The sequence below is a fragment of the Nocardioides alcanivorans genome (assembly GCF_021555175.1).
Lineage (GTDB): Bacteria > Actinomycetota > Actinomycetes > Propionibacteriales > Nocardioidaceae > Nocardioides > Nocardioides alcanivorans.
This window is the reverse complement of the sequence record NZ_JAKGRW010000015.1, coordinates 62057-77745: the sequence shown is the minus strand read 5'-3', so window position 1 is coordinate 77745 and position 15689 is coordinate 62057. Positions and strand designations below refer to the sequence as shown.

The 15689-nt window shown below is 69.6% G+C and carries 13 protein-coding genes and 3 pseudogenes; 4 read left to right on the top strand and 12 right to left on the bottom strand.

Annotated features, from left to right (window positions below; translation table 11 throughout):
- Positions 1-9 precede the first annotated feature (9 nt).
- The 3 genes from L1066_RS08745 to L1066_RS08735 all read right to left on the bottom strand — a co-directional run bounded on the left by L1066_RS08745 (position 10) and on the right by L1066_RS08735 (position 2107).
- Positions 10-1230, bottom strand: a complete 1221-nt coding sequence (locus L1066_RS08745) for an RtcB family protein (RefSeq protein ID WP_235735976.1) — start codon at positions 1228-1230, stop codon at positions 10-12.
- Between the two features lie 248 nt (positions 1231-1478).
- On the bottom strand, positions 1479-1781 hold the full coding sequence (locus L1066_RS08740; protein ID WP_235735975.1) for a hypothetical protein: 303 nt from the start codon (positions 1779-1781) through the stop codon (positions 1479-1481).
- Complete coding sequence (locus L1066_RS08735) at positions 1778-2107, bottom strand: hypothetical protein (RefSeq protein ID WP_235735974.1); 330 nt, start codon at positions 2105-2107, stop codon at positions 1778-1780. Before L1066_RS08735 ends, L1066_RS08740 begins: the two co-directional genes overlap by 4 nt.
- 263 nt (positions 2108-2370) lie before the next feature.
- Between L1066_RS08735 and L1066_RS08730 the strand changes: the two genes are divergently transcribed.
- The gene (locus L1066_RS08730; protein ID WP_235735973.1) at positions 2371-3051 is read left to right on the top strand and encodes a hypothetical protein; all 681 of its coding nucleotides are present in this window, start codon (positions 2371-2373) and stop codon (positions 3049-3051) included.
- Positions 3052-3122: 71 nt separating this feature from the next.
- Here the strand turns inward: L1066_RS08730 and L1066_RS08725 are convergent.
- The 4 genes and pseudogenes from L1066_RS08725 to L1066_RS08715 all read right to left on the bottom strand — a co-directional run bounded on the left by L1066_RS08725 (position 3123) and on the right by L1066_RS08715 (position 7985).
- Positions 3123-3781 (bottom strand): annotated as a pseudogene (locus tag L1066_RS08725) (SDR family oxidoreductase).
- A 10-nt stretch (positions 3782-3791) separates the two neighbouring features.
- Positions 3792-4892: an ATP-dependent DNA ligase gene (locus tag L1066_RS08720; protein ID WP_312007361.1), complete on the bottom strand. Its 1101-nt coding sequence runs from the start codon at positions 4890-4892 to the stop codon at positions 3792-3794.
- 83 nt (positions 4893-4975) lie between these two features.
- Positions 4976-5056 (bottom strand): annotated as a pseudogene (locus tag L1066_RS27585) (hypothetical protein); the annotation flags it as partial.
- A 244-nt stretch (positions 5057-5300) separates the two neighbouring features.
- Entirely contained in the window at positions 5301-7985 is a 2685-nt protein-coding gene (locus L1066_RS08715) for an alpha/beta hydrolase (protein WP_235735972.1), read from the bottom strand.
- 84 nt (positions 7986-8069) lie between these two features.
- On the opposite strand from L1066_RS08715, the gene L1066_RS08710 reads away from it, so the two are divergent.
- Positions 8070-8675 (top strand): LysR family substrate-binding domain-containing protein, encoded by a 606-nt coding sequence (locus L1066_RS08710; RefSeq protein WP_235735971.1) that lies wholly within the window; start codon positions 8070-8072, stop codon positions 8673-8675.
- Between the two features lie 26 nt (positions 8676-8701).
- Here the strand turns inward: L1066_RS08710 and L1066_RS08705 are convergent, their stop codons facing one another.
- Positions 8702-9193, bottom strand: coding sequence for a nucleosidase (locus L1066_RS08705; protein ID WP_235736073.1), 492 nt, complete (start codon positions 9191-9193; stop codon positions 8702-8704).
- A 59-nt stretch (positions 9194-9252) separates the two neighbouring features.
- A pseudogene (locus L1066_RS08700) lies at positions 9253-10634 on the bottom strand (GuaB1 family IMP dehydrogenase-related protein).
- 94 nt (positions 10635-10728) lie between these two features.
- Here L1066_RS08700 and L1066_RS08695 point away from each other — a divergent pair.
- Entirely contained in the window at positions 10729-11859 is a 1131-nt protein-coding gene (locus L1066_RS08695; protein WP_235735970.1) for a galactokinase, read from the top strand.
- Here the strand turns inward: L1066_RS08695 and L1066_RS08690 are convergent.
- Complete coding sequence (locus L1066_RS08690; RefSeq protein WP_235735969.1) at positions 11761-12471, bottom strand: hypothetical protein; 711 nt, start codon at positions 12469-12471, stop codon at positions 11761-11763. The genes L1066_RS08695 and L1066_RS08690 overlap by 99 nt on opposite strands.
- A gap of 143 nt (positions 12472-12614) precedes the next feature.
- On the opposite strand from L1066_RS08690, the gene L1066_RS08685 reads away from it, so the two are divergent.
- Positions 12615-12905, top strand: coding sequence for a YiaA/YiaB family inner membrane protein (locus tag L1066_RS08685; protein ID WP_235735968.1), 291 nt, complete (start codon positions 12615-12617; stop codon positions 12903-12905).
- A 73-nt stretch (positions 12906-12978) separates the two neighbouring features.
- Here the strand turns inward: L1066_RS08685 and L1066_RS08680 are convergent, their stop codons facing one another.
- Positions 12979-14190 carry an acyl-CoA dehydrogenase family protein gene (locus L1066_RS08680; RefSeq protein ID WP_235735967.1) on the bottom strand — a complete coding sequence of 404 codons (1212 nt, stop codon included), beginning with the start codon at positions 14188-14190 and terminating at the stop codon, positions 12979-12981.
- Positions 14191-14207: 17 nt separating this feature from the next.
- Positions 14208-15584: an acyl-CoA dehydrogenase family protein gene (locus L1066_RS08675; protein WP_235735966.1), complete on the bottom strand. Its 1377-nt coding sequence runs from the start codon at positions 15582-15584 to the stop codon at positions 14208-14210.
- Positions 15585-15689: the final 105 nt, after the last annotated feature.

Here is a 15689-nt window from a genome sequence, read left to right as displayed (position 1 = left end):
ACTCTCCACTCAGCCCTTCACGCAGAGCAACGTGGTCAGCCGGGCGACGACCTCCACGAGGTCGACCTGGGCCTCGATCACCGACTCGAGGTCCTTGTAGGCACCCGGGATCTCATCGAGCACCCCGGCGTCCTTGCGGCACTCCACGCCCGCCGTTTGGGCCACGAGGTCAGCCACGTTGAAGGTCTTCTTGGCCTTCGTCCGCGACATCCGACGCCCGGCTCCGTGGGACGCGGAGCAGTAACTCTGCTCGTTGCCGAGTCCCCTGACGACGTACGACCCCGTGCCCATCGACCCGGGGATCAATCCGTACTGGTCGGCCTGCGCCGAGATCGCACCCTTGCGGGTCACGACCAGCGGCACCCCACCATAGGACTCCTGCGCCACGTAGTTGTGGTGCGCCGAGACCTGGTCGCCGAACGTCACCTCCCGGCCCCGATCCACGAAGAAGCTCGCGACGACCTCCTCGAAGAGGGCCATCATGACGGCGCGGTTGCGTGCGGCGTACTCCTGAGCCCAGTAGAGGTCCCCCAGGTAGCGCTCCATCTGCGGCGTTCCGGCGAGGAAGACCGCCAGGTCGCGATCTGGCAGTCCGAGGTTGTGCTCCAGCCCCTTGGCCTCGTGGATGTGCCGGTCCGCGATCTCCTTGCCGATGTTGCGCGAGCCCGAGTGCAACATCAACCAGATGCGCCCCGACTCGTCAGCGGTCAACTCGATGAAGTGGTTGCCGCCGCCGAGGCTGCCCATCTGCTGCTGCGCCCGGCGCTCCCTGTCCTGCACGGCGTCGTGGAGGCCGGAGAACCCGGCCCAGAAGGAATCCCAGTCCCCGTACCGTCCTGAGGTGAGACCGAGCCGGCCGACGTCAGGGGCGTCCCGGTGCGACGCGAAACCTACCGGAATCGCCTGCTCCACCGCCCGACGCAGCCCCCTCAGGTCCTCGGGGAGGTCAGCCTCCGTGAGGTCGGTGCGCACCGCCTGCATGCCGCAGCCGATGTCGACGCCCACCGCTGACGGGGACACCGCGTCGCGCATGGCGACCACGGAGCCAACGGTCGCGCCCTTGCCGAGGTGTACGTCGGGCATCACGCGCACGCCGTGCACCCACGGCAGCTGCGAGATGTTGCGCAGTTGAGCGAGTGCCTGGTCCTCCACGTCCTCCGGACGAGCCCACATGAGGGTCTCGGCACCGGCCCCGGGCAGTGCGACGGGGAACGTGGCGTGGGTGTTCATGATCTGGTTCCTTTCAGTGTCGTGACACGGCAGCTGCAAGAGCCGCGCCGCCGCGGCAGCGGAGGGTGCGGTCCTGATCGCCTCGGCCGGGACGGATCGTCGAGGTGCGTGAACGCGCTGCTGGAGCAGACACCCCGGGTTCGATGAGCTCCCGCTCCCTCGATGGTTGGGACGTCGCGTGTTCCCAGAACGTAGTGCAGGACGTCAGCCCCGCACCACGGGTTTTCCGCGGAGCGCGATGGGGCCGCTCAGACCCACGGTCCTTCGGCGCCCACCACGGCGAGCCCGAGGACGAGAAGGAGCAGGCCCAGCGCAGCAACGGGCCAGAACAGGAGCGCGCCGACCAGGCCTGCGCCGAACTGCCGCGCCGCTCCGGGGACCACCAACAGCAGAAGTCCAGCTGGAGGGACGAGATAGAGAAGGTAGGTGTTGCCGCCCCAGTGCATGGGCAACGTCCACATCAGGACCCCCACGACCACACCGAGAACGCTGACGGGGCCGACGTAGCGCGGTATCTCCCGGAAGTGCGCTGCCGCCGGTTCACTCGTCACAGCCGACCCCACAGCCCCAGCGTCACCAGGCAGACGAGGGCTCCGGCAACCATCCCGACCCCGAGCCCTCGCGCCACCCGATGCGCGGGCGCGCATGCGAGCAGACCGCCGAAGAACGCCCAACCCACGACGAGTACGACGCCCAGACGGTGCGGGGCGTGACCATCCCGGGCGGCGTCCAGGACGGTGTGGACCCAGACCAGCAGCACCGGACTCGCCGGCACCGTGGCCACGGCCACCAACCAAGCGACTGCACCTCGATCGGGTCGGTGCACCCAGACCGTGCGTGGTTCGACCGCCACCGTGTCCCCGTTCTCCCCGATCACCCGTTCCGGCCCTTGGCGCGAACAGTCTGTCAGCCACGGCGTTCGCCGGGTGTCGAAGCGCTTTACTCTAGAGCCTCATTTGTCAAAGCCGCCAACCTGGCGCGGACCGGTCCAGACCAGTTGCGTGACGTAGGTCATACGCCCGGAGCGCCCGGGACCTTGGTCCCACAAATGTCTGTACGTTCGGCCACATGCGACGGCCCTTGGGAGGTGCCGCCGCACGGCAGGTGTCAGGGAGGCACCTGCTCCTTTGGGAGGAATTCATGTCTTTCTCGCGTGCCCGCAAGGCGGTTGCCACTGCCTTCGTGTCGTCAGCCCTCGTGCTCGGCGTCACCACCGTCGTGCAGGCGGCTCCGGCCAACACCGCCGGTGCTGAGCAGACCGTCCAGGCCGTGGCCCGCAAGGCCCCCGCCAAGAAGAAGCTGAACAACGCCAAGAAGAAGACGACGAAGCTCGCTGTCAAGAAGCAGAAGGCCTACCGCAAGGTCAAGAGCTACCTCGACAAGAACTCGGCCAAGATCCCTGCCCAGGTGCGCACCACTGCCACCAAGCAGGTGAACGCCGGGTCGAAGCGCATCGACAAGCTCACCGTCAAGGTCAGCAAGGCCAAGAAGGTCAAGAAGGTCAAGAAGCTCCGTGCCAAGATCAAGGCGCAGCGTCCCAACGACATCAAGCAGCTCGTCGTCATCGCCCAGCGCGCCGTCGCGGCGGCCGAGGCCGGGGACGCCGGCTTGCTCGAGGAACTGCTCAAGGACCTCGCCGGTCTCAACATCGACAGCAGCATCCTCGGCCCGGTCATCAGCCTCGTCGACGACCTGCTCGACGCGGTCCTCAACCTCGGTGGCGGGAACGGCAACCCCGTCGGCGGGCTGCTCGACGGTCTTCTCGACCTGATCGACAACCTGCTGGGTGGCCTCCTCGGCGGCCTGTTCGGCGGCCGCTGATCAACTGAACGAGAGCCGCGGTTCCGGATGTCTCCGGAACCGCGGCTCTCATGCTTCCCAGGCCAGCGAGGTCATCCGTCGTGGGGAACGAAGGCGGTCCATCGGGCTTCGTCGCGATGGGCCGCTGCCCACAGGGCCTCTGCCACCGCGGCCGGGGAGAACGGGCCCTCCTGTGCCAGCGCGCCGTTGACCTGCACCAGCACCGCGCGCACGCCGGCGGCGCGCAGGGTCTTGTCGAAGGCATGGGTCAAGGTGCGGACCGCAGCCTTCTGCACCCCCAACGACGGTGCAGCAACGGCCGGTTCGTCTGCGGCCATGCTCCCGGTGACGAGGATCCGCGCGTTCGGCTGCAGATGGGGCCGCGCTGCCTGGACCGCGGGAAGCAGGGCGCCCGCGCCGAACGCCACGTCTTCGAGGAGCTCCTCGACACTCAGCTCCAGCACATCCTTGTCACGCCACCTGCTCGGGTTGAAGTGGAGCACATCGATCCTTCCGTGCCTCTCCCCGCCTGGTCCACAGCGCGCCGTACGTCGCCCGGGTCCATGAGGTCGATCGGGCCACCGGCGGCGGTGATCCCCTCGTCCGCCAGCTGGCCCACCAGCTCGTCCACCTCCGCCTGGTCACGCCCCAGCAGCACCGCACGGTGCCCGGCCTTGCCGAACCTCCGCGCGACGGCGAGCCCGACCCCGGGCCCGGCCCCGATCACCACGACAACCTTGTCAGCGTCCATGCAGCCGAGATTATCCGTCGCCGAGGCCGCGCACCGTCTCGATGCCATCGGCCTCCTCCGCCGTCTTGTCGTCGCGATAACCGACCACCCGTGCGAAGCGCAGCGCCACGCCACCGGGATAGCGCCGCGATCGCTGCACCCCGTCGACTGCGATCTCGACCACCTGCTCGGGACGCACGTGCACGACATGACCGTCACGGGAGACCTCGAGGTCGAGGAAGCGCTCGGTCTGCCAGGCCAGCATCGCGTCCGTCATGCCCTTGAACGTCTTGCCGACGGGCACCAGCTCCCCCTCGTCGCCGCGGGCGGCGAGGTGGATGTTGGAGAGCAACCCACGTCGCCTCCCGCTTCCCCACTCGACAGCAATGACGACCAGGTCCAGCGTGTGCCTGGGCTTCACCTTCACCCAGGAGGCACCACGGCGGCCCGCCGCGTAGGGAGCTCCCAGCTCCTTGCCGACGACGCCCTCGAGTCCCGCTGCGACGACCTGGTCGAAGAACGTCTCCACGGCCGCAGCCTCCTGTGTCTCGAGATGTGCCACCACGTCGGATGCTGGGACCAGCGAGGCCAGCGCCTCACGTCGATGACGCAGCGGCTCGTCGAGCAGGATCTCGCCCGCGAGTGCCAGCAGGTCGAAGGCGAAGAACCGCACCTGCGTGCGGTCCTGTAGGGACGCCGTCCGCGCCGACGTCTCCTGGAACGGTCGCGGCCGACCCGCCTCGTCGATCAGCAGCACCTCACCGTCCAGCACGAAGTCGTCTGCGGGCAACGCCAGCGCTCGGGCCACGACCTCCGGCAGTCGAGTGGTGATGTCGTCGAGGCTGCGGGTGAAGATGCGCACCTCGCCGCCCAGACGGTGCACCTGGGCGCGGATACCGTCGAGTTTGGCGTCCCAGACCACCGCTGAGTCAGCGAAACCGGCCACCGCTGCTGCCACGTCAGGTGCTGACGCCGCCAGCATCGGCCGGACTGCGCGGCCCACCACCAGCCGGAACGACTCGAGCGCCGCCACCCCGCCGGTGGCAGCTGCGACGGCGACCTCCGGCGTTCCCCCGCCCAGCATCGCCGCCCGCCTGACCAGGTGCGGCGGGACGGTGAAGGCTTCTGCCACGGCGTCCAGCACAGCCGTGTCGGAAGCCCCTGGCGCAGCTCACCGAGGATCAGGTCGCGCACGAACAGCTGCTCCTCCGGCGTGGCCCGGCCGAGGAGACCTGTCAGGAGCTCACGCCGCCGAAGGGTGCTGCCGGTGCCCGACAGTGCTTCGGCCTCCGCCATGACCCGGTCGACGTCCGCGATGCTCAGCGACGAGCTCTGGGCGGGTACCGGCAGGTCTCGAAGGCCGGCCCACCCGAAGCCGGTTCGTCGCTGCGCGAGTTCCCCGGCCAGGTACCGCGCCACCAGCGCCAGGTCGTCCCCGGCATCGCGCAGCACCTCGACGAGGATCGCACGCTTCTCGAGTCGCGATCGCGTGGCTCTCAGTCGAGCGGTGGCATCGACCAGGACGGCGAGGTGCACGGTCTCATCCCCGGTCTGCGAGTCGCACGGTCGTTGCTGCGCGGATCCCCGGGCCACGCACCTTCAAACGCACCTGTTCCCGCGCCTCCTTCACACCGTCGCGGGCGACGGGGATGCGGATCACCACCTTCTTCCGCCTCGGCCTCAGCTGCAGCTGCCCGCGGAACCCCAGTTGCGAGAGCTTCTTCTTCACGCCGCCGGGTCCAACGTGCTTGAGCCGCCACGCACGTGTGAGGTCGCCCAGCTGGGCCTCCGCGCGGCCGGCTCGCGCGAACCGATAGGTGTAGCCCCGGTGCTGGGTGACGGGCCTGGCCAACTTGATCACCACCTTGATCACCTGGCCTTCGCGCACGGTCCGACGCTTCCTCTTGAGACGCACCTTCGGCGCCGGATCGTCGTCGATCACCGTGGCTCGACCATGGTTGTCAGCGATGTTGACGCCGGTGAGGGCGTAGGCGCGCAGCTGCTGCACGACCCTCCGGTCTTCGTGGGTGCGGTTGCGCGGAAAGGTCACGGGGACGGATCCGGTCGTCGCGCCGGCCGGCACCATGACGTCGCGGTGCGCGATCCCGCGATCGTCCTCGATGACGACGCGGAAACGAGTGCCCGCCGGCACCTCACCCTGGATCGTCCAGGGAACCTGTGCGGTTCCCCGGCCACGGGCGTCGCCCTCATCGGCCCGCACCGCACCGAGCTCGAGGTGGCCGGGCCTCGGAGTGGAGCTCGTCGGCACCGTGTCGCCGACGGAGGAGACGTCCCGCACCCACACCCGTGCCCGGCCCTCACCTGCGACGAGATCGATCCGGCGCACGTCACCGAGATCGGCATCGCTGCCACCGTCCGGAGTGAACTCCACGGTGCGGGCCCAGCGCCTCGCGTTGTCTGGGCCTCCCGGAAGTCCGACCAGCGTGGCAGTGCCCTCCAGCATCGCCGAACGACCTTCGCCGTCGATCACCCTGGCCCTGAATCGTGCCGTCGCGCGTCGGGGGTCCTGGATCACCCGCATCTGGAGGTGGCGGCCGGTGAGGTCGATCGGATCGGACAGCGCGAGGCTCGCCACCTCACCGGGACCGTCCCACGCCACCTCGACGTCACTCACCTCGGGCAGCAGGGCACTGGGATCGGGCCAGTGCGGTGTGTTCTCCCACCGGCCCCGGCCGCAGGCGTCCTTCTCCCCGGGAGCCTGCACGGCGCGGCAGCTGCTCACCTTCGCGGCGCCCCGTCCTTCCGCGGTCAAGTCGGTGATCGAGAAGCGAGTGTCCCGGTCGCCACCGACGGCCGCAGACCAGGTGATCGCCGGGGCGAGCGTCTCGGTCGTCACCGCGGAGCCGTCGAAGAGCGGAAGGCTCGCTGCGTCGTGCTCCGCGAACAGCCGTACGGCGCCACTCACCAGGACCGAAGCCGCGTCACGTTGTTGCGAGGCGCTCAGGCGCTGGGGGTGCTTCGCGCCGCAGTAGGCCTTCGGCGCGCCGTACCAGTCGTCGAACGCAGGCGCCACGGCCTCCCCGGGGGTCCATTCGGTGTTGAAGTAGTTGTGGTTGGCCCCCATCAACAACACCGTGCTGCGCATCGCGCTGTCGTCGGGAGCGAGCTCGCGCGACGCGTCGACGTACCGCTGTCCTTGCAGGTCGGAGACGTCACCGTCGCAGTAGGGCAGCACCGTGACGGTGGGCACCCCGACGCTGCGCTGGTCGGCGAAGTCCGTGGGCGCGACCAGGAGCTGGCCGACGACCGTGACGGCGTCGCCGGCGCCACGGATGGCCAGCCGGTTCACGCCCTCGCCGCCACGGCTGTGCCCCACGAGCACCACCCGGTCCAGGTCGACCCGGTGACCGGCCGCCAGATCCTGCCAGTGCTCCAGGTGCAGCGCGATGAGGCGGGCCCGTGCGTCGGCTCCTCCGTCCTCGAGACGCCAGTCCTGCGCATTGATGCCGTTGGCTCGGATCGACACGGTGGCGTAACCCTGGCTCGCCAGGAGCTCCTGCAGGTAGTGGTAGCCGCGTTCACTCGGGATGTCCTTCGCCTTCGCGACACACGGCCACGTGTCCGTGTCGACCGAGTCCTTCTTCGCGTGGCACCACGAGTGACGGCCGTGGAGGAACACGATCAGGGGGCGCAGTGGGCCACCCGGGTCGATGGCCGGCTCCACGACGTGACCGACCATCTCCACGGGCGCCGGCATCCCGGCGAGCTTGGCTGGCGCCAAGGTGTAGTTCGTGGTCGTCACGGCAGCGGAGCCGCGCTTCCCGGGGTCAGCCCCCAGACCGTCGAGCGGCAGCCGCGGCAGACTTTGGCTGCCCGATGTGACGGGATCGTCCTGCCCCACCTCGTCCAGACGGTCTCCAGCGAGCACGACGTCCAGGGCAGACACGTCCGGCCGGGGTCCCTCGACGGTGACCTCCACCGTGCGGCCACCGCCGACGATGCGGGTCGCCCCCAGCGCACGTCCGTCGGCGTCGACGATCTCCGGGCGCGACGAGCGGATCGGCAGCGGCGTCTCGGAGGTCCACCGCACCCGGTGCTCGCCACCGACGCTGGCGACCTTCCAGGTCCCGAGTCCGTCGGCAGCCGCCTGCTCGGAGGACTCCGGCTGCGGCGCACCAACTGGGGCGGCGATGGCGGCGGGCGTGATCCCGCCGGCAACGAGCAGCATGCTGACCACCAGCACCAGGCTCCGGACTGGGCGCACTCACGTCTCCTCGACATCGTCTGCGACGAGCGGCTCCGCTCGCCGGTGCCGGCATCGGCCGACGGCTCGCATAGCCTTGCACAGGTGAACCCATCCCAGCCCGGCCTGCGCATCGGTTTCGTCCCAGGGGCAACCCCGGACAAGTGGGCCGCCCGCTGGCGCGAACAGTTCCCGCGCGTCCCGCTCGAGCTGGTGCCCGTCGAGGTCGCGGACCAGGAGCGGCTGCTCCGGGAAGGCGCCCTCGACATGTGCCTGGCCCGGGTCCCGGTCGACCGCGACCTCCATCATGCGATCCCGCTCTACGACGAGGTCCCCGTCGCAGTCGTGCCCAAGGAGCACCCGGCCACGGCCTACGACGAGGTCTCCCTCGCGGACCTGGCCGACGAGCAGCTGATCCAGGATCCTGCCGAGGTCCCCGGGTGGGCCGAGGTCGCCACCGCGGAGCGGCTCGCCTGGCCGCCGATGACGATCGGTGACGCGGTGGAGGTCGTCGCCTCCGGCACGGGGATCGTGATCGTGCCGATGTCGATCGCCCGTCTCCACCACCGCAAGGACGTCGCCCAGGTGCCCGTCACCGATGGTCCGGTCTCCTCCGTGGTCCTCCTCTGGCTCCGCGAGCGCGACGACGAATGGACCCAGCGGTTCGTCGGCATCGTGCGTGGGCGTACGGCGCGCAGCTCCCGCCACTGACCCGTGGGGCGCGCCACCCGAACGGTTCAGAGGGTGTTGAGCAGGTCGTCCAGCCCCGAGGCCAGGGCCTTGGCGCTGACATCCACGAGCGCTGCCCAGTCCAGCGCGCCTTCGTCGGCGTTGTCCGACACGTGCTTCAGCAGGCGCACGGGCACCCCGAACTCGGCGCACGCATAGGCCACTGCGTAGCCCTCCATGTCGACGAGGTCGGCTCGTTGCGCCAGCTCATCACGCACCAGCGGATCGGCGACGAAGACGTCTCCCGTTGCCAGGACGGGCCCTGCTCCGGCTCGCAGCTCCAGCCGTTCCCGGGGATCGTGCCCCAGCGCGCGGATGGCTGCGGCACTGAGGTCGTGGTTGAGCACGGCGACCGGTTCCTGGAGCCCGACGACTCCCGGACGCAACGCGCCCGCCGTACCGAGGTTGATCACCACGACGTCGCGCAGGTCCCCCAGCGCTGCAAGCGCCCGGGTGACGGCGACTGCCGCCGCGGTCTTGCCGATGCCGGTCAGGACCACAGGTACGTCGGCCCGCAGGTGAGCTGCCTCGCTCGCGGCGGCGACGACCACCAAGGGCCTCACCACGAGCTGGAGAGGGGGCGGCCCTCGTGGTAGCCGGCAGCCGACTGGATGCCGACCACGGCACGTTCGTGGAACTCCGCCAGGTTGGCTGCACCGGCGTAGGTGCAGCTCGACCGGACACCGGCGCTGATCTGGTCGATGAGGTCCTCGACACCGGGGCGCTGCGGGTCGAGATACATCCGCGAGGAGGAGATGCCCTCCTCGTAGAGGCCCTTGCGCGCCCGGTCGAAGGCCGACTCCCCGACGTCCGGTTGGCCACCGCACGAGCGGAGGCCATCCCGAAGGACGACTTGTAGAGCCGGCCGTCGCTGTCCTGGAGCAGGTCACCGGGCGACTCGTGGGTGCCGGCGAACCATGAACCGACCATCACCGCCGAAGCGCCCGCGGCGAGAGCCAGTGCGACGTCGCGCGGGTGCCGTACCCCGCCATCTGCCCACACCGTCTTGCCGAGTGACCGGGCAGCAGCAGCGCATTCGAGCACGGCGGAGAACTGGGGACGACCGACCCCGGTCATCATCCGGGTGGTGCACATGGCGCCGGGGCCGACTCCCACCTTGACCACGTCGGCGCCGGCCTCGATGAGGTCCCGGGTGCCCTGCGCGGAAACGATGTTGCCGGCGACCAGCGGCACCGACGGATCGATGGCACGCACGGCGCGGAGCGCCTGGACCATCCGATCCTGGTGGCCGTGGGCGGTGTCGATCACCAGGGTGCCGACACCGGCGTCGATGAGCGCCGCTGCCTTGCCCGCCACGTCACCGTTGACCCCGATCGCGGCCGCCACCGACAGTCGCCCGTCGGCGTCCACCGCAGGCCTGTAGACGGTGGCACGCAGTGCCCCCACCCGAGTGAGCAACCCGACGAGGCGGCCCGCGGCATCGACGGCGGGCGCCATCGGGATGCGGGACTTGTCGAGCTGCTCGAAGCCCTCCCTGGGATCGATGTCTGCGGGCACGGTGACGGGGTCCTTCACCATCACGTCCCGCACCTGCGCGAACCTGTCCACGTCAGCCAGCTGCTTCTCGCGCACGAGTCCCAGGGGACGCCCGTCGGCGTCGACCACCACGGCCGCACGATGCGCCCGCTTGGGGATCAGCGACAACGCCTCGGCGACCGTCTGGGTCGGATGCAGCGTGATGGCGGTGTCCACCATGAGATCGCGTCCCTTCACCCAGGAGACGACCTCGCGCACGACCTCGACCGGGATGTCCTGCGGGAGTACCGCCAGGCCACCGCGGCGGGCCACCGTCTCGGCCATCCGTCGCCCCGAGATGGCCGTCATGTTGGCCACCACGATCGGCAGCGTGGCCCCGGTGCCGTCGTCGGTGCTCAGGTCGACGTCGTAACGGCTGGAGACCACCGAGTGCTGTGGCACCATGAAGACGTCGTCATAGGTCAGCTCGTGCGGCGCGGCCGCGTCGTTGAGGAATCGCACGGTGCCGACCCTACGCGCGTGGCCTAGGGTCGGCACCGTGCTCCGCCAAGGACCCCATGTCGCGCTCCACCGTTCGTTCGTCGAACGCTTCGGCCGAGCGCCGGAACGCGTTGGCCATGCACCCGGGCGCGTCAACGTGATCGGTGAACACACCGATCACAACGGCGGACTCTGCCTGCCCTTCGCCCTTCCCCAACGAACCCGCGCCGCAGTGGCTCGGCGCGACGACGCGACCGTGCGCGTGCACAGCGCCCAGACCGGCGAGACCGTCGCGTGGCCGCTCCGGGACGCGGCACATTGTGCCGGGTGGGCGGCGTACGTCGTCGGCACCATCGCTGCACTCGATCCGCGTCACGGCTTCGACGTGCTCGTCGACTCCGAGGTGCCCGTCGGCGCCGGGCTCTCCAGCTCTGCGGCCCTCACCTGCGCCGTTGCCCTGGCCGTCGCCCCCACTCGCCCGCCCGGCGAGCTGCTTGCTGCGACCATGCGCGCCGAGAACGAGTTCGTGGGTGCGCCCACCGGCGGCCTGGACCAGACGATCGCCCTGCACGCCCGCGCCGGCGCCGCACTCCTCCTCGACTTCGGCGCCTCCCCGGCGGACCGCTTGGTGCGTCAGGTCCCGTCGGCGGTCCCTGGCCATGAGTGGTGGGTTCTCGACTCGCACGTCTCCCACGAGCTGGCGGACGGCGGCTATGCGCGACGACGCGCGGAGTGCGCCGCAGCTGCAGCGGCCCTCGCCGTCGACAACTTGAGCAGAGCCACCCTCGACGACGTCGCACGCCTGACGGACCCAGTCCTGGCTGCCCGCGCGCGCCACGTGGTCACCGAGAACGCTCGGGTACGCCAGGTCGTGACGGCACTGGAGGACGCCGACGCGTCGGCTGTCGGCGCGGCCCTCACCGCATCTCACCTCTCCCTCCGTGACGACTTCGAGGTGAGTTGCGGCGAGCTCGACGAGCTCGTGGCCATCCTGCTCGAGCAGGGAGCTCGTGGTGCCCGGATGATCGGCGGCGGATTCGGGGGCTCGGCCTTGACACTGCTGCCCGAGGCAACCGTGGAAGTCGCGCTGTCAGCCGTGCTCGGGGGCTTCCGGCGCCGCGGCTGGAGGCTGCCCACTCCCCTCGCTGCCGGCATCGGAGCCGGTGGGGCCGGTGTCGATCCGGTTTGATCCGTCACGGTTCGACCGGTGGTCCTGGGGAGCTCGGATCCCGTCGTGCGCCATCTGGTGGTCGGCCAAGGCTCGGATCGTGACCGGGTCACGGTTCAGCACGCCACCGACCGGATCAGCGGCCAATGCGCCCAGCACCGCCGGAGGCTGGGTCATGAGGGCCCGCAGCGCAAGCAGCTCCGGCTGGCGGGCCCACTCCGGTGAGCTTCGGCGTACCTGCGCCAAACGACGCGGGAGCCAGGCCACCAGCAGGAGGATGTTGGGGGTCAGCGCGGTGCCGACCCCCAGCTTCCACGCCAGCTCCTCGACCGTCTCCGTGCCGAGCTGGCTCGCCGACGCCATCCGGTCAGCCGCATCGGCCGCTGATCGGAAGGGGGACGCAACGGTGTCTCCGAGCAACGGGATCGCCGACAGGGTGTCCGATGCGAACTCGAGGTTCTCCCCCAGCGACACCGACGCACTCTGCGCCCTCTCGGTCGCTGTCGTCGCGGTGCTGATCGACTGGTGCACGCTCCACCCCTGCCAGACCCAGAAGACGAACCAGAGCACGACCGCAACGTCGCCGACCACCTGTCGCGTGCGACGGGGGCGGAGATCGGAGTAGAGAGCCATGGATGCATCTGAGCAGATCCGGGCCCGAGCGGTCGACCCACGCGCCGACGGGCGTGACCGCATCGGCGTGAGTAGGGCTACTCAGCCCAACTCAGGTAGCCCGGCGGATGTGCTCAACCTTCGCTGAAAGCGAAGGTTGAGGCATGAACAACAACAACGTTCCCACCAAGACCACCAACGCCTTCTTCCTCCAGGCCGCCATCTCCTTCGGCATCGCCCTGCTGACCATGATCCTCGCGGTCTGCTACCTGCCCGTCGAACCGTGGATCCGAGCCTTCCTGGCCCTCGGTACCTTGTTCCTCACCACCTCGGCCTTCACCCTCGCCAAGTGCGTGCGTGACGCCCAGGAGAACCAGACAGTCGCCGCTCGGATCGACCAGGCCCGGGTCGACCGGATCCTCGCCGAGCACGACCCGTTCCGCCAGGTCGCCTGATCCGTCAGGAAGACAGAGGAACCCGGCTCCCCACGGAGCCGGGTTCTTCTGCTGTGTCAGGCAGGGGTGCCGATCACTTCAACTCGGCGCTGGAGAGGCCCAGAACCCGGCGCGCGATGATCAGCTGCTGGATCTGCTGGGTGCCCTCGAAGATGTCGAGGATCTTGGAGTCGCGGGACCACTTCTCCAGCAGCTCGGTCTCGCTGTAGCCGATCGAGCCGGCGAGCTCGACGCAGCTCAAGGTCACGTCGGAGCCGACCCGACCGGCCTTGGCCTTGGCCATCGAGGCCTCGAGTGAGTTGGGCTGGCGGTTGTCAGCCATCCAGGCAGCCTGCATGGTGAGCAGGCGTCCCGCCTCCCAGTCGGACTCCAGCTGGATGAAGCGCGCAGCGGCCGCGTGCTGGTTGTTGGCCGGCCGGTCGTAGTCGATCACGATGCCGGCCTCCTCGAGCAGCTCCCGGGTGAGGTCGAGCGCGGCCCGCGCACAACCGACGGCCATCGAGGCGACCAGGGGGCGGGTGTTGTCGAAGGTCGCCATCGCGCCGGCGAAACCGGCCTTCACGTCGACCTCCGGACTGCCGAGGAGGTTCTCGGCGGGCACCCGGCAGTCGGTGAACGTGATCACCGCGGTGTCGGACGCACGGATGCCGAGCTTGTGCTCGAGACGCTCCACCTTCATGCCCGGGGTGCCCTTCGTGACGACGAAGGACTTGATGGCCGCGCGTCCCAGTGACTTGTCGAGCGAGGCCCAGACGACCACGCTGTCGGAACGGTCGCCGGACGTGACGAAGATCTTCTCGCCGTTGAGGACGTACTCGTCCCCGTCCTTGGTGGCCGTGGTCGTCAACGCTGCCGAGTCGGAGCCCATGGAGGGTTCGGTGATCGCCATCGAGGCCCAGGTTCCGGCGAAGCGCTCGAGCTGTTCGTCGTTGGCCACCGAGGCGATGGCGGAGTTGCCGAGACCCTGGCGGGGCATCGACAGCGTGAGGCCGGTGTCGCCCCAGCACATCTCGGCGACCGACTGCACGGAGGCGAGGTTGGCGCCGTTCTTGACGCCGGCCTTCGCATCCGTCCCGTCGCGACGCACGCCGGTCGCGCCCGCACCCTCGGACGCGCCGGACTCGGAGAGCCCGTCGATCATCGCCGCGAGCATGTCGAGCTCCTTGGGATAGGCGTGCTCGGCCCGGTCGTACTTGCGGCTGATCGGCCGCAGCATGTTCATGGCCACCTGGTGCGCCTGGTCGATCAGCGCCCGGTGCTTCTTGGGAGTCTCAAGATTGATCATGATCGTGGGTGCGGTCGTCAGACCAGCACGCCTCCTTCCACGAGGCCGATGGCACGCAGGTCGCGGTACCACCGTTCGACGGGGTGCTCCTTGACGAAGCCGTGGCCACCGAGCAGCTGGACGCCGTCGAGGCCGATCTTCATGCCGTGGTCGGCGCACGCCTTGCGAGCCAACGCAACCTCTCGCGAGAAGTCCTTGCCCTGTGCCGCACGAGACGCGGCGCGGTAGGTCAGCAGTCGCATGCCCTGCAACTCGGTGGCCATGTCGGCCACCATGAACGCGACGGCCTGACGGTGGCTGATCGGCTCGCCGAACGCCTCCCGCTCGTTCACGTAGGTCTTCACGTAGTCGAGCACGGCCTGCCCGGTGCCCACGGCCAGCGCACACCACGCCAGTCGCGACAGCCGCACGCACTCGGCGTACGTCGAACCGTCGGTCGCGCCCAGCACGGCCTCGGCCGGGACGCGTACGTCGGTCAGGCGCAGCTTCGCGAGGCTCGCGGCGCGGACACCCATGGCCGGATCGCCCTCGACCTCGACGCCCTCGCTGCCGGACTCGACGAGGAACAACACGTTGTTGCCGTCGAGCTCCGCTCCCACCACGAAGAGCTCGGCCTCGGCGCCGCGCGGCACCAACGACTTCACGCCGTTGAGCACATAGCCCTTGCCGTCCTTGACCGCCTTGGTCGCCGGGCTGAGCGCATCGAAGAGCAGGGTGGGCTCCGTCAACGCCAGGGCGGCTGCCGGGACGGCGTCGCCGGTGAACTCGGGCAGATAGGTGGCCTGCTGCTCGTCGGTGCCCCACAGCGAGATGGCGGTGGCGACCGCACCCGGGGCGAGCGCTGCGACGGCGAGTCCCATGTCACCCTCGGCGAGCGCCTCGGCCACCAAGGTGCCGGCCATCGCCGAACGCTCCTCGGAGATGCCGCCCAGCTTCTCCGGGACGCCCAGGATCGGAAGGCCGATCTCGAGGCTCGAGGCGAGCAGCTCATCCGGGGCGACGCATGACTCGTTGGCCTCGGCTGCGGCCGGCCGCAGCATCTCGGCTGCGAACTCCTTCACCACGTCGACGAGCATCTGCTCGTCCTCGGTGGGCGTGAGGTCGAAGACCCCCGTCGGGTTGATGCTCGGCACGCGGACGCCGTCGGCACCCTTCTTGCCCTTGCGGGTGAAGGCACGGCTGGTCGCACCTGCCGCCTTGAAGCCACTGCGGGTGACGGAGAAGACGGTCTGCTCGGTCTGCTTGCGCAAGCCGAGGCGATCGATCAGGTCACTCTGGGCCAGCTTGTTGAGGGCGAGGACGGCGAAACCGATCGGGTCGCGGGTCTCCCGACTGGCCACGCCGTGCTTCCCACCCGGGGAGACGGCGGCCCTGGATGCTTTGAGAAGGGACATGGACAAAATGTAACTCCGAGTTACACATCGCGCCACACTTTCCGGAGATGTCGCAGGTCACAACTTCTCACCGCCGGTCCGCGATCACCCCGAGCCGGTAGCCTG

Coding starts and splice junctions, on each gene's coding strand:
- L1066_RS08730 (WP_235735973.1), top strand. CDS start 2,371: ATGTCTTTCTCGCGTGCCCGCAAGGCGGTTGCCACTGCCTTCGTGTCG.
- L1066_RS08690 (WP_235735969.1), bottom strand. CDS start 12,471: ATGGCTCTCTACTCCGATCTCCGCCCCCGTCGCACGCGACAGGTGGTC.
- L1066_RS08745 (WP_235735976.1), bottom strand. CDS start 1,230: ATGAACACCCACGCCACGTTCCCCGTCGCACTGCCCGGGGCCGGTGCC.
- L1066_RS08675 (WP_235735966.1), bottom strand. CDS start 15,584: ATGTCCCTTCTCAAAGCATCCAGGGCCGCCGTCTCCCCGGGTGGGAAG.
- L1066_RS08685 (WP_235735968.1), top strand. CDS start 12,615: ATGAACAACAACAACGTTCCCACCAAGACCACCAACGCCTTCTTCCTC.
- L1066_RS08680 (WP_235735967.1), bottom strand. CDS start 14,190: ATGATCAATCTTGAGACTCCCAAGAAGCACCGGGCGCTGATCGACCAG.